9 protein-coding genes are annotated in these 13,886 nt (G+C 71.9%); 8 read left to right on the forward strand and 1 reads right to left on the reverse strand.

Annotated features, from left to right (window positions below; genetic code table 11):
* Positions 1-11: 11 nt before the first annotated feature.
* Positions 12-3,539, reverse strand: a complete 3,528-nt coding sequence (gene metH / locus ACZ4VA_RS15890; protein WP_468081705.1) for a methionine synthase — start codon at positions 3,537-3,539, stop codon at positions 12-14.
* Between the two features lie 330 nt (positions 3,540-3,869).
* Between metH and ACZ4VA_RS15895 the strand changes: the two genes are divergently transcribed.
* The 8 genes from ACZ4VA_RS15895 to ACZ4VA_RS15930 all read left to right on the forward strand — a co-directional run bounded on the left by ACZ4VA_RS15895 (position 3,870) and on the right by ACZ4VA_RS15930 (position 13,346).
* A complete protein-coding gene (locus tag ACZ4VA_RS15895; protein WP_356172523.1) occupies positions 3,870-4,634 on the forward strand; it encodes an IclR family transcriptional regulator in 765 nt (254 codons plus the stop codon).
* A 353-nt stretch (positions 4,635-4,987) separates the two neighbouring features.
* Positions 4,988-5,779, forward strand: a complete 792-nt coding sequence (locus ACZ4VA_RS15900; protein ID WP_355780545.1) for an MIP/aquaporin family protein — start codon at positions 4,988-4,990, stop codon at positions 5,777-5,779.
* Positions 5,780-5,843: 64 nt separating this feature from the next.
* Entirely contained in the window at positions 5,844-7,394 is a 1,551-nt protein-coding gene (gene glpK / locus ACZ4VA_RS15905) for a glycerol kinase GlpK (protein WP_356172520.1), read from the forward strand.
* Positions 7,395-7,401: 7 nt separating this feature from the next.
* Positions 7,402-9,018, forward strand: coding sequence for a glycerol-3-phosphate dehydrogenase/oxidase (locus ACZ4VA_RS15910; protein ID WP_356172517.1), 1,617 nt, complete (start codon positions 7,402-7,404; stop codon positions 9,016-9,018).
* Positions 9,019-9,198: 180 nt separating this feature from the next.
* Positions 9,199-10,173, forward strand: coding sequence for an LLM class flavin-dependent oxidoreductase (locus ACZ4VA_RS15915; protein WP_356172515.1), 975 nt, complete (start codon positions 9,199-9,201; stop codon positions 10,171-10,173).
* Entirely contained in the window at positions 10,170-11,264 is a 1,095-nt protein-coding gene (locus ACZ4VA_RS15920) for an LLM class flavin-dependent oxidoreductase (RefSeq protein ID WP_356172512.1), read from the forward strand. The genes ACZ4VA_RS15915 and ACZ4VA_RS15920 overlap by 4 nt, the downstream gene beginning before the upstream one ends.
* Before the next feature lie 33 nt (positions 11,265-11,297).
* A complete protein-coding gene (locus ACZ4VA_RS15925) occupies positions 11,298-11,969 on the forward strand; it encodes a FadR/GntR family transcriptional regulator (RefSeq protein WP_468081709.1) in 672 nt (223 codons plus the stop codon).
* Between the two features lie 201 nt (positions 11,970-12,170).
* Positions 12,171-13,346 (forward strand): PAC2 family protein, encoded by a 1,176-nt coding sequence (locus tag ACZ4VA_RS15930; protein ID WP_356172506.1) that lies wholly within the window; start codon positions 12,171-12,173, stop codon positions 13,344-13,346.
* Positions 13,347-13,886: the final 540 nt, after the last annotated feature.

Genomic DNA, 13,886 nt, shown 5'->3' on the forward strand with positions numbered 1-13,886 from the left:
CCGGGGACGGCTCAGCGTGCGTTGAAGTACTTCGCCTCGGGGTGGTGGATCACGATGGCGTCCGTGGACTGCTCCGGGTGGAGCTGGAACTCCTCGGAGAGGTGGACGCCGATGCGCTCCGGCCGCAGCAGCTCGGCGATCTTGGCGCGGTCCTCCAGGTTCGGGCAGGCGCCGTAGCCGAGGGAGAAGCGGGCGCCGCGGTACTTGAGGTCGAACATGTCCTCGACGGCGGCGGGGTCCTCTCCCCCGAAGCCGAGTTCGCCGCGGACGCGCGCGTGCCAGTACTCGGCCAGCGCCTCCGCCAACTGCACGGACAGGCCGTGCAGTTCGAGGTAGTCGCGGTAGGAGTTGGCCTCGAAGAGCTTGGCGGTCTCCTCGCCGATGCGGGAGCCGACGGTGACGACCTGGAGGCCGACGACGTCCGTCTCGCCGGATTCCTCGGGCCGGAAGAAGTCGGCGAGGCACAGGCGGCGGCCCCGGCGCTGGCGGGGGAAGGTGAAGCGGGTGCGCTCGTTGCCCTGCTCGTCCAGGAGGATCAGGTCGTCGTCCTTGGACACGCACGGGAAGTAGCCGTAGACGACGGCCGCCTCCAGCAGGTTGCCGGTCTGGAGCTGGTCCAGCAGGCCGCGCAGCCGGGGCCGGCCCTCGGTCTCGACGAGCTCCTCGTAGGTCGGCCCGTCGCCGGTGCGGGCCTGCTTGAGACCCCACTGGCCCTTGAACAGGGCGCCCTCGTCCAGCCAGGAGGCGTACTCCTTGAGCTGGATGCCCTTGATGACGCGGGAGCCCCAGAACGGCGGCTCGGGCACGGGGTTGTCGACGGCGACGTCGGAGCGGACGTGGCCCTCCTCGGGCCGTTCCTCGGTGACGATCTCGGCCGTCGGGCGCACCCGGCGCTGCTTCAGCTCGGGGAGGGCCGCGCCGGGCACCCCGCGCTTGACGGCGATCAGGGCGTCCATCAGGCGCAGGCCCTCGAAGGCGTCGCGGGCGTAGCGGACCTCGCCCTCGTAGATCTCGTGCAGGTCCTGCTCGACGTACGCCCGGGTGAGGGCGGCGCCGCCGAGGATGACGGGGTAGTCGGCGGCCAGCTTGCGCTGGTTCAGCTCCTCCAGGTTCTCCTTCATGATCACCGTGGACTTGACCAGGAGGCCGGACATGCCGATGACGTCGGCGCGGTGCTCCTGGGCGGCCTCCAGGATGGCGGAGACGGGCTGCTTGATGCCGAGGTTGACGACCGTGTAGCCGTTGTTGGAGAGGATGATGTCGACGAGGTTCTTGCCGATGTCGTGGACGTCGCCGCGCACGGTGGCCAGCACGATGGTGCCCTTGCCCTCGTCGTCGGTCTTCTCCATGTGCGGCTCCAGATAGGCCACCGCCGTCTTCATGACCTCGGCGGACTGGAGCACGAAGGGCAGCTGCATCTGGCCGGAGCCGAACAGTTCGCCGACGACCTTCATGCCGTCGAGCAGCGTCTCGTTGACGATGTCGAGGGCCGGGCGCTCGGTGAGCGCTTCGTCCAGGTCCTTCTCCAGGCCGTTCTTCTCGCCGTCGATGATGCGCCGCTTGAGCCGCTCGTCCAGGGGCAGGGCGGCCAGTTCCTCGGCCCGTCCCGCCTTCAGGGACTTGGTGGTGGCGCCCTCGAACAGCGCCATCAGCTTCTGCAGCGGGTCGTAGCCCTCGCGGCGCCGGTCGTGGATCAGGTCGAGGGCGGTGGTGACCTGCTCCTCGTCGAAGCGGGCGATCGGCAGGATCTTGCTCGCGTGCACGATCGCCGAGTCGAGGCCCGCCTTGACGCACTCGTCGAGGAAGACCGAGTTCAGCAGGACGCGCGCGGCCGGGTTGAGGCCGAAGGAGATGTTCGACAGTCCGAGGGTGGTCTGCACGTCCGGGCGGCGGCGCTTGAGCTCGCGGATCGCCTCGATCGTCGCGATGCCGTCCTTGCGGGACTCCTCCTGACCGGTGCAGATCGTGAAGGTCAGACAGTCGATGAGGATGTCCGACTCGTGGACGCCCCAGTTCGTCGTGAGGTCCTCGATCAGCCGCTCGGCGATGGCGACCTTGGTCTCGACGGTGCGGGCCTGGCCCTCCTCGTCGATGGTCAGCGCGATCAGCGCGGCGCCGTGCTCCCGGGCGAGCGCGGTGACCTTCGCGAAGCGCGACTCGGGGCCGTCGCCGTCCTCGTAGTTGACCGAGTTGATGACGGCGCGTCCGCCGAGCTTCTCCAGGCCCGCGCGCAGCACGTCGACCTCGGTGGAGTCGAGGACGATCGGCAGGGTGGAGGCGGTGGCGAAGCGGCCGGCCAGTTCCTCCATGTCGGCGACGCCGTCGCGGCCCACGTAGTCGACGCAGAGGTCGAGCATGTGGGCGCCCTCGCGGATCTGGTCGCGGGCCATCTCCACGCAGTCGTCCCAGCGGCCCTCCAGCATGGCCTCGCGGAACTTCTTGGAGCCGTTGGCGTTGGTGCGCTCGCCGATCGCCATGTACGCGGTGTCCTGGCGGAACGGCACGGTCTGGTAGAGCGAGGCGGCGCCGGGCTCGGGGTGCGGGTCGCGGGGGGTCGGGGACAGCTCGCGGACCCGCTCGACGACCTGGCGCAGGTGTTCCGGGGTGGTGCCGCAGCAGCCGCCGACGAGCGAGAGGCCGTACTCGCGGACGAAGGTCTCCTGGGCGTCGGCCAGCTCGGGGGCGGACAGCGGGTAGTGCGCGCCGTCCTTGCCGAGGACGGGCAGGCCGGCGTTCGGCATGCAGGACAGCGGGATGCGCGAGTGGCGGGCCAGGTAGCGCAGGTGCTCGCTCATCTCGGCGGGGCCGGTGGCGCAGTTCAGGCCGATCATGTCGATGCCGAGCGGCTCCAGGGCGGTCAGCGCGGCGCCGATCTCCGAGCCGAGCAGCATGGTGCCGGTGGTCTCGACGGTGACGGAGACGATGAGCGGCAGGTCGAGGCCGGTGGCGTCCAGGGCGCGGCGGGCGCCGAGGACGGCGGCCTTGGTCTGGAGGAGGTCCTGGGTCGTCTCCACCAGGAGGGCGTCCGCGCCGCCCGCGATCATGCCCTCGGCGTTCCGCTGGTAGGCGTCGCGCAGGAGGGTGTACGGGGCGTGGCCGAGGGTCGGCAGCTTGGTGCCGGGGCCCATGGAGCCGAGCACCCACCGCTGCTGCCCGCTGGAGGCGGTGAACTCGTCGGCGACCTCGCGGGCGATGCGGGCACCGGCCTCGGACAGCTCGAAGACGCGCTCGGGGATGTCGTACTCGCCGAGCGCGGAGTGGTTGGCTCCGAAGGTGTTCGTCTCGACGCAGTCGACGCCCACGGCGAAGTACGCCTCGTGGACGGAGCGGACGATGTCGGGCCGGGTGAGGTTCAGGATCTCGTTGCAGCCTTCGAGGTTCTCGAAGTCCTCGAGCGTCGGTTCCTGGGCCTGGAGCATGGTGCCCATGGCGCCGTCGGCGACCACGACACGGGTCGCGAGCGCCCGGCGGAGGGCGTCGGTGCGGGTCCGGCTCCCGGAGGCTGCGGACGAAAGGGACGGGTTAGGCGACGAGGCCATGAAGGGTGCTCCCTGGAGTGCGACGGCTGTCGGCTTTGCGCTTCCCATGGAAGGCGCACGCCGTCAGGGTAGCCCGGAGCGCCACGCCGTGGACGGGGCGTCCACGGGCCGGACGGGTGTGGCGGGCACGAAGGGCCGGTGGGGGGCGGTGCGGCCGGGTCCGGGCGGGGTGTCCTGCCGGGCGTGGCAGGGGGGCGTGCTCAGATGAGACGCGCGATGTCCGCCGGGTATTGGCGGGAGGTCGGTGACGACCGGTAGTGTTCGACATTGCCGAACGGCGGTAGCGCACAGGCCCGTCGGCGGCCGAAGGGGACGGAGGGCAGCACGGCGATGGCACGGAACATCCAGTCGCTCGAGCGGGCGGCCGCGATGCTGCGCCTGCTCGCGGGCGGTGAGCGGCGGCTCGGCCTGTCGGACATCGCTACCTCGCTGGGCCTCGCCAAGGGTACGGCCCACGGCATATTGCGGACCCTGCAGCACGAGGGCTTCGTCGAGCAGGAGCCCGCGTCCGGGCGGTACCAGCTGGGCGCCGAGCTGCTGAGGCTGGGAACGACCTACCTCGACGTGCACGAGCTGCGGGCGCGCGCCCTGGTGTGGACGGACGACCTGGCCCGCTCCAGCGGCGAGAGCGTGTACCTGGGGGTGCTGCACCAGCAGGGCGTGCTGATCGTGCACCACGTCTTCCGGCCGGACGACAGCCGGCAGGTGCTGGAGGTGGGAGCCATGCAGCCCTTGCACTCCACGGCACTCGGCAAGGTCCTCGCGGCCTACGACCCGGTGGCGCACAGCGAGGTCCTGGAGGCCGAGCGCAAGACGTTCACGCCCCGGACCATAAGCGAGCCGGAGGCGTTCGAGGGCGTCCTCGACCTGACGCGCGCGCGGGGCTACGCGGACGACGTGGAGGAGACCTGGACCGGCGTCGCCTCGGTGGCCGCGCCGATCCACAACCAGCGGCGCATGCCGGTGGGCGCCGTGGGGATCACCGGGGCCGTCGAGCGCATCCGCAAGGACGGGGAACTGCGCCCCGAGCTGATCGCGGCGGTGCGGGACTGCGCCCGCGCCGTGTCGCGCGATCTGGGCGCCGGGCGGTTCTGAGGGCCGCAGCCGTACGAGACGAGGCCGGGACGCCAGAGGGCGTCCCGGCCTTCGTCGTGCCGCCTCCAAAGGGCCCCGCGAGGCACGTGGACGGCGCCCGCCCGGGGTCGCCCCGGACCGATAGTCCGCAGCGATCAATAACGATCGTGTTTTCGATAACAGAACCCTTGACGACCTGCTGAGGGCGGAGCAAGACTCCCGTCCATCGGTCGGCATTGTCGAACACCTACCGGCAATAAGCGTTAAGGTGTGGCAGTGCCAAGGGCCGATATCGCTCTCACTCCCCGAGAGCACGAACCACCGGAGGGACCCGGGGTTCGGCTTCCCCTGGACGAAGGACAAAGGAGTCGCGGGTGTCCAGCTCCGACATCTTCATCGGCGAAACCATCGGTACCGCCGTACTCATACTGCTCGGCGGTGGCGTGTGCGCCGCCGTCACGCTGAAGCGCTCGAAGGCTCTCAACGCCGGCTGGCTCGCGATCACCTTCGGGTGGGGCTTCGCGGTCCTGACCGCGGCCTACCTCGCGGGCGGCGTCTCCGGCGCCCATCTCAACCCGGCGGTCACGATCGGCCTCGCCATCGAGGGCGGCACCAAGTGGAGCGACGTACCGCTCTACCTCGGCTCCCAGCTCCTCGGCGCCATGATCGGCGCGGTGCTGGTGTGGATCACGTACTACGGACAGTTCCAGGCCCACCTCACGGACCCGGAGATCCTGGCCCAGCAGCCGGCCGAGGAGGCGCTGGTCGACCAGAAGGCGGCCCCCGCCGCCGGTCCGGTGCTCGGCATCTTCTCCACCGGCCCCGAGATCCGCAACGTCGCGCAGAACCTGGCCACGGAGATCATCGCCACCGTCGTCCTGGTCCTGGCCATCCTGACCCAGGGCCTCAACGACAACGGCAACGGACTGGGCGTCCTCGGCGCCCTGGTGACCTCGTTCGTGGTGGTCGGCATCGGCCTCTCGCTCGGCGGCCCGACGGGCTACGCGATCAACCCGGTCCGCGACCTCGGCCCCCGGGTCGTCCACGCCCTGCTGCCGCTGCCCAACAAGGGCGGGTCGGACTGGGGCTACGCCTGGATCCCCGTGGTAGGACCGCTGATCGGCGGCGCCGTCGCGGGCGGCCTCTACAACCTGGCCTTCAAGTGAGCCTCCGCCCCACCGCCGCCGACCGCGGACCGAGTACGCCACCCGAGACCTCCTGGAGCACACTGTGACCGACGCACACACCGCCGGCCCCTTCATCGCCGCGATCGACCAGGGCACCACGTCGAGCCGCTGCATCGTCTTCGACCGGGACGGCCGCATCGTCTCCGTCGACCAGAAGGAGCACGAGCAGATCTTCCCGAAGCCGGGCTGGGTGGAGCACAACGCCACCGAGATCTGGGAGAACGTCGAGGAGGTCGTCGCCGGAGCCATCGCGAAGGCCGGCATCACCCGCGACGACATCAAGGCCATCGGCATCACCAACCAGCGTGAGACCACGCTGCTGTGGGACAAGAACACCGGCGAGCCCGTCCACAACGCGCTCGTCTGGCAGGACACCCGCACCGACGCCCTCTGCAAGGAGCTCGGCCGCAACGTCGGGCAGGACCGCTTCCGCCGCGAGACCGGCCTGCCGCTGGCCTCGTACTTCGCCGGTCCGAAGGCCCGGTGGCTGCTGGACAACGTCGAGGGCCTGCGCGAGCGCGCCGAGGCCGGGGACATCCTCTTCGGCACGATGGACAGCTGGGTCATCTGGAACCTGACGGGCGGTGTGAACGGCGGCCGGCATGTCACCGACGTCACCAACGCCTCCCGCACCATGCTGATGAACCTGCACACCATGCAGTGGGACGCGAAGATCGCCGAGTCGATCGGTGTCCCGCTGGCGATGCTGCCCGAGATCCGTTCCTCCGCCGAGGTGTACGGCGAGATCACCGGCGGCAAGCTCGGCGACCTCCTCGGCGGCATCCCCGTCGCGTCCGCGCTCGGCGACCAGCAGGCGGCCCTCTTCGGCCAGACCTGTTTCTCCGAGGGCGAGGCCAAGTCCACCTACGGCACCGGCACCTTCATGCTGATGAACACCGGTGACAAGATCATCAACTCGTACAGCGGGCTGCTGACCACGGTGGGCTACCGGATCGGCGACCAGGACCCGGTCTACGCCCTGGAGGGCTCGATCGCGGTCACCGGTTCGCTGGTGCAGTGGATGCGCGACCAGATGGGCCTGATCAAGTCGGCCGCCGAGATCGAGACGCTCGCGTCGTCGGTCGAGGACAACGGCGGCGCCTACTTCGTGCCGGCCTTCTCCGGCCTGTTCGCCCCGTACTGGCGCCCCGACGCCCGCGGTGTGATCGCCGGCCTGACCCGCTACGTCACCAAGGCGCACATCGCGCGCGCCGTCCTGGAGGCCACCGCCTGGCAGACCCGCGAGATCAGCGACGCCATGACCAAGGACTCGGGCGTCGAGCTCGCGGCCCTCAAGGTCGACGGCGGCATGACCTCCAACAACCTGCTGATGCAGACCCTGGCCGACGTCCTCGACGCACCCGTGGTGCGCCCGATGGTCGCCGAGACCACCTGCCTCGGCGCCGCCTACGCCGCCGGTCTCGCCGTCGGCTTCTGGTCCAACACCGAGGACCTGCGCGCCAACTGGCGCCGGGCCGCGGAGTGGACCCCCAACATGGCCGCGGAGACCCGCGACCGCGAGTACAAGAGCTGGCTCAAGGCCGTGGAGCGGTCCATGGGCTGGCTCGACGATGGAAACACTGGCGAGGAGTAAGACCCGCATGAGTACCCAGACCACCCTGCAGTCCGTGCCTGCCCTCGGTACGCACCCGGCCTCCGGCTCCGCCCCGAGCCGCGCCGAGACCCGGGAGCAGCTCTCCAAGGCAACGTACGACCTTCTCGTCATCGGCGGCGGCATCCTGGGCATCTCCACCGCCTGGCACGCCGCGCAGTCCGGGCTGCGGGTGGCTCTGGTCGACGCCGGCGACTTCGCCGGTGCCACGTCCTCCGCCTCCTCCAAGCTCCTCCACGGCGGTCTGCGCTACCTGCAGACCGGCGCGGTGAAGCTGGTGGCGGAGAACCACTTCGAGCGCCGTGCGGTCTCACGTCAGGTGGCTCCCCACCTGGCGAACCCGCTGACCTTCTACCTCCCCGTGTACAAGGGCGGCCCGCACGGCGCCGCGAAGCTCGGCGCGGGCGTGTTCGCGTACTCGGCGCTGTCCGCCTTCGGCGACGGCGTCGGGCACCTGCTCTCCCCCGCCAAGGCCCAGCAGGACGTCCCGGAGCTGCGCACCGAGAACCTGAAGGCCGTGGCCGTGTACGGCGACGACCAGATGAACGACGCCCGCATGGCGCTGATGACGGTCCGCGCGGCCGTCGAGTCCGGCGCCGTCGTGCTCAACCACGCCGAGGTCACCGGCCTGCGCTTCACCCGGGGCCGGGTCACCGGCGCGGACCTCAAGGACCGGACGACCGGGGACGAGTTCGGCGTCGACGCCCGGCTCGTGCTCAACGCGACCGGCCCCTGGGTCGACCACCTGCGCCGGATGGAGGACCCGAACGCGGCGCCGTCCATCCGCCTGTCGAAGGGCGCGCACCTGGTCCTCAAGCGCACCTCCCCCTGGAAGGCCGCGCTCGCCACCCCGATCGACAAGTACCGCATCACCTTCGCCCTCCCCTGGGAGGACATGCTGCTGCTCGGCACGACCGACGAGGAGTACGAGGGCGACCCCGGCGAGGTCGCGGTCACCGAGAAGGACATAGCCCAGATCCTGGACGAGGCCGCGTTCTCCGTCCGGGACCAGCAGCTCTCCCGTGACCTGATCACGTACTCCTTCGCGGGTCTGCGGGTGCTGCCGGGCGGTCCCGGCGACACCTCGAAGGCCAAGCGCGAGACGGTCGTCACGGAGGGCCGCGGCGGCATGCTGTCCGTCGCGGGCGGCAAGTGGACCACCTTCCGCCACATCGGCCGTACGGTCATGCAGAAGCTGGAGTCGCTGCCGGGTCACCCGCTCGGCGAGGACTTCGAGCCGATCAAGGAGCTGCCGAAGAAGCTGCCGCTGCCGGGTGTCGCCAACCCCCGTGCCGTGGCGCACCGGCTCCTGGTCGACAACCCGGCTCCGGGCCCGCGCATGGCCGCGGACACCGCCCGGCACCTGGCCACCCACTACGGCTCGCTGGCCTTCGACATCGCCCGCCTGGCGAACGAGAACCCGGCGCTCGGCCGGCGCGTCCACCCGGACGCCCCGGAGATCTGGGCCCAGGTCGTCTACGCCCGGGACAACGAGTGGGCCGAGACGGCGGACGACGTGCTGCGCCGCCGTACGACGCTGACGATCCGCGGCCTGGCGACGGACGAGATCCGCGCCGGGGTGCAGGACCTGCTCGACAAGAAGTAGGCGCCCCCGCGGGGACGAGGGGCGGCTCCCACGGGGGGAGCCGCCCCTTCCGCGTGCCCGGGGCCCGTCCTCCGACGCTGCCATGCCCCATACACACCGCCGCAACGTGCCGGGACCAGAGTGGAAGACCGGGTCCCGCGCGGCGGACGGAGACGGGCCCGACGGACTCGGGAGACGGGCATGGGTTCACTGATTCTCGGTGTCGCGCTGGACGGCCGCGGTTCGCATCCCGCGGCGCCCGGCGGGCCGCCCACGGTCGAGGAGTTCGTACGGCTGGTACGGCGCTCGGAGGCGGCGCTGCTGGACTTCGTGACCGTGGAGGACGGGCCCGGGCGGCTCGACTCCGCCCTGCTGCTCGCCGTCGCGGCGCGCGAGACCTCACGCATCGGCCTGGTGCCGCTCGGCCCCACGCTGGGGCAGCCCGCCGCCTACGCGGCCCGGTTCGCCACGCTCGACGTGCTCAGCCACGGCCGGGCGGGCGTCCGCCCCCGCATCGCCGCGGACGACGTCGAGCACGACCGGATCCTCGCGATCCTCGGGACACCCGACGGCGACCGCCAGGTGGCCGGACTCTTCGAGCGCGCGGCCGAGTTCCTGGGCCGGGTGGCCGGTGCCTGGGACGGCGCCGACGCGCCGACGGTCTCTCCGCAGGGCCGTCCGCCGCTCATCTCGCTCGCCCACGACACCGTCCCGTACCGCTTCGCGGCCCGCCGCAGCGACGTCGTCCTCGTCACGCCCGCCGACACCGCGGCCCTGCGGGCGACACGCGCCGAGGTCGACCGGCTCGCCGCCGAGGAGGGCCGGACCCTCAAGGTCCTCGCCGACCTGAACGCGGTCCTCGCGCCCACCCGGGCCCGGGCGGCCGAGCGGCTCGCCGGTCTGGAGGAAGCGGCCGGCGCGCCCTTCACCTCGGACGCGGCCGTGTTCCACGGGACGCCGGAGGAACTGGCGGACCTTGTCGAGGAGTGGCACCGCGAGGGCGGTGCCGACGGTGTCCGCGTCCGTCCGGCGGTGCTGCCCGACGACCTGCACGCCCTCGTGGACGGGGTGGCACCCGAGCTGATCCGGCGCGGGCTGCTGCGTTCGGCGTACGAGACCCGCACCCTGCGCGGCCACCTCGGCCTCGCCACCGCCACCCCGGAGGGCACCCCGTGAAATTCCAGGTCCTGTCCATCATCGGCCACGCCCCGCATCCACTGACCGGCGAACTCCCTCCCGCGGCCGACCGGTTGGCCCAGGTCGTCGAGGTCGGCACGGCGGCCGAGCGGCTCGGCTTCGACGCGTACGCGGTCGGCGAGCGGCACGCCGGTCCGTTCCTGTCCTCCGCCCCGACCGTCGTCCTCGGCGCGCTGGCCGCCCGCACCAGCCGCATCAGGCTGCTCACCGGGGTCACCGTCGTGGCCGTCCTCGACCCGGTGCGGGTCGCCGAGGACTACGCCACGCTCGACCAGCTCTCGCGCGGACGTGTCGAGCTGGTGATCGGCAAGGGCGCCGAGGCAGGCCACTTCGGCCTCTTCGGGCTCGACGAGGAACGGCAGTGGGACCTCCAGAAGGAGAAGTACGAGTTGCTGCGCCGCCTGTGGCGCGAGGAGGACGTCGACTGGGAGGGCGAGTTCAGACCGGCACTGAAGGGCGTGACCACGGTGCCGCGTCCCTACGACGGGCCGCCGCGTGTCTGGCACGGCTCGGCCACCTCCCTCAACTCCCCCGAACTGGCCGCCCTGCACGGCGATCCGCTGTTCACGGCCAACGCCGTGCAGCCCCGCGCCGCCTACGCCCGGCTGATCGAGCACTACCGGGAGCGGTTCGAGGCGCATGGGCACGATCCGGCGAACGCCCGGGTGGCGGCGGGCTCGGGCGGACTGCTGATCGCGGACACCCCCGAACAGGCCGTCGCGCGCTACCGGGACCTGTACGAGGCGAAGGTGCGGCAGTCCTTCCGGCCGCACCTGGAGGGGCGGGCGGGCTACAACACGCCGTTCCGCACCATCGAGGAAGCGATCGCGGACGGACCGCAGCTCATCGGGTCGCCGCAGCAGATCATCGACAAGATCCTCGGCTACCACGAGGTGTACCGGCACGACCTGCAGTCCGTCACCGTGGACGCCTTCGGGCAGTCGACGGCCGAGCAGACCGAGACCCTCCAGCGGTTCCAGGAGGAGATCGCTCCGGTGGTGCGGCGGGAGGCCCCGAGCAGCCTGTGGGAGGAGGACCAGGAGAACACGGCACCCCTCATACTGTCGTGAGACATCGGATGTCTGAGCGACCGGGGGCCCGCCATGACCGTCACCGACGAGGCGATCTGGAAGATCAAGGAGATGATCGTCTCCGGTGCCCTGCGCCCCGGTGACCGGCTTCCCAGGGAGAGCGAACTCGCCGCCGGACTCGGCTTGTCCCGCAACTCCCTGCGCGAGGCGGTGCGGGCGCTCTCGCTCATCCGGATCCTCGACGTGCGCCAGGGAGACGGGACCTACGTCACCAGCCTGGACCCCCAACTCCTGCTGGAGGCGCTGAGTTTCGTCGTCGACTTCCACCGCGACGACACCGTCCTGGAGTTCCTGGCGGTGCGCCGCATCCTGGAACCGGCGGCGACCGCGCTCGCCGCCCCGCGCGTCACCGACGAGGAGCTGGGCACCCTCGCCGCCGGGCTGGACGCGCTCGGCCCGGCCCCCTCGGTGGAGCAACTGGTCGCCGCCGACCTGGAGTTCCACCGCGCCATCGTGCGGAGCTCCGGCAACGCGGTCCTGTGCTCCCTGCTCGAAGGGCTCTCCGGACCCACCACCCGGGCCCGGATCTGGCGCGGACTGACCCAGGAGGACGCCGTCAGCCGCACGCTGCACGAGCACCGGGCGATCCTCGGTGCGCTGCGCGACCGGGACGCGGAGGCCGCCCGGTCGTGGGCCACGGTGCACATCGCGAGCGTCGAGCAGTGGCTGCGGTCGGCCCTGTGACCCCGCGGGCCCACCGCTGACGTCGGACTCGCCGGAGCGCTGCCGGGTGGGGCGGACACAGCTCGGATGACTGACGGGTGTTCCGGGGCGGTGTTCGGGGCAGTGATCCGTTCACTCCCCCGTGCAAGGGGGCTGCGGAGGCGCCCCGCGCACGCCGTAAGGTTGGGACGTACGCGAGGGCACGTCGGAAGGAGGCGCTGGGTGATCGAGCTCGAGGGGGTTCCCGAGCTGGTCGACCCGGTCATGGTGGCCGCGTTCGAGGGCTGGAACGACGCCGGCGACGCCGCCTCCGCCGCGGTCGCTCATCTCGACCGGGAGTGGAAGGGCGAGGTCTTCGCGGCGCTCGACGCCGAGGACTACTACGACTTCCAGGTCAACCGTCCCACCGTGTGGCTGGACGGCGGCGTCCGCAAGATCACCTGGCCGACGACACGGCTGTCCGTGGTCCGGGTCGGCGGCGAGAAGCCGCGCGACCTGGTGCTGGTCCGGGGCATCGAGCCGTCGATGCGCTGGCGCTCGTTCTGCAACGAGCTGCTGGGCTTCGCGCACGAGCTGGGTGTCGAGCTCGTGGTGATCCTGGGCGCGCTGCTCGGCGACACCCCGCACACGCGTCCGGTCCCGGTCAGCGGCGTCACCTCCGACGCGGACCTGGCCCGCACGATGGACCTGGAGGAGACCAAGTACGAGGGCCCCACGGGCATCGTCGGCATCCTCCAGGAGGCGTGCACGCACGCGGGCGTACCGGCCGTGTCGCTGTGGGCCGCGGTCCCGCACTACGTGTCGCAGCCGCCCAACCCCAAGGCGACGCTGGCCCTCCTGAACCGTCTGGAGGACCTCATCGACCTGCGCATCCCGCTGGGCGATCTGGCCGAGGACGCGCGGGCCTGGCAGCTGGGCGTGGACCAGCTGGCCGCCGAGGACAGCGAGGTCGCCGAGTACGTGCAGACGCTGGAGGAGGCCCGGGACACCGCCGAGCTGCCCGAGGCGTCGGGTGAGGCGATCGCCCGCGAGTTCGAGCGCTATCTGCGGCGCCGGGACGGCGGCGGTCCCGCGCCGGGGGTAGGCGGGCACGCGACGGAGAGCGGCGAGTCCGCGACGTACCTGCGCGACACCCCGGGCGGCCGGGGCCGGCCCAAGCCGCAGCGGCCCGACGCCGGACCCGAGACCGGGCCGGAGCCCGGCTCCGGAGGCGAGACGGCCGGTACGGAGAAGGGTGGCGCCGGCGGCGATGCCGGGAGCACGGGTCCCGCGGGTGCCCCGGGCGCACCGGACTTCTCCGACTCGCCCGGCTCCACGGACGCACCGGGCTCCTCCGGACCCTCCGGTCCGGCCCGGCCTTCCGGTTCCCCGGACTCCCCGGACTCCTCCGAGGACTGAGCCGGCGGGGGCGGTGCGCACGACGCGCACCGCCCCTCGGCCGTCGTCGGGGCCGTCAGACCTGGTCGACCGCCACCACGTCGTACTCCGTGTCCGGCGTCGGCTCGACGTCGAAGCGGGCGTTCGGCAGGTGCGGCCGCCCACCCCAGGCCGCTGCCGTGGTCGGGATGCGGAAGCGTGGGCCGGTGATGTGGGCGATCGCCGTGCCTCTGGTGCCGGCCGCGTCCAGCCGGAGGACGTCGATGCGGTCCCGCGCCCGGTGGCGAGGCTCGCCCGGTACACGTCGCCGTGGGCCAGCGAGCCGAAGTACGCGAAGACGGCGGCGCCGATCGTGATGCCCTCCGGCTGGAAGCCCGGGGGCAGCGGGAATCGGTCGGGCGGTCGCCGCCCGGCCGCGTGGGCGGTGCCGCCGGCCGTGCCGCCCAGAAGCGCCACGCCACCGGTCGCCGCGGCTGCCGTGAGAGGTCTTCGACGTGCGAAAGAACGGTCCGTGAAGCGTCCTTGCGCAAGGGGCCGGCGCGAGGCCGACCAGGTGGTCAA

Source organism: Streptomyces sp. NPDC028308, assembly GCF_055565855.1.

Bases quoted from the DNA above. Each gene is read 5' to 3' on its own strand.
- metH (WP_468081705.1), bottom strand. From the start codon at position 3,539: ATGGCCTCGTCGCCTAACCCGTCCCTTTCGTCCGCAGCCTCCGGGAGC.
- ACZ4VA_RS15895 (WP_356172523.1), top strand. From the start codon at position 3,870: ATGGCACGGAACATCCAGTCGCTCGAGCGGGCGGCCGCGATGCTGCGC.
- ACZ4VA_RS15910 (WP_356172517.1), top strand. From the start codon at position 7,402: ATGAGTACCCAGACCACCCTGCAGTCCGTGCCTGCCCTCGGTACGCAC.
- ACZ4VA_RS15915 (WP_356172515.1), top strand. From the start codon at position 9,199: ATGGGTTCACTGATTCTCGGTGTCGCGCTGGACGGCCGCGGTTCGCAT.
- ACZ4VA_RS15925 (WP_468081709.1), top strand. From the start codon at position 11,298: ATGACCGTCACCGACGAGGCGATCTGGAAGATCAAGGAGATGATCGTC.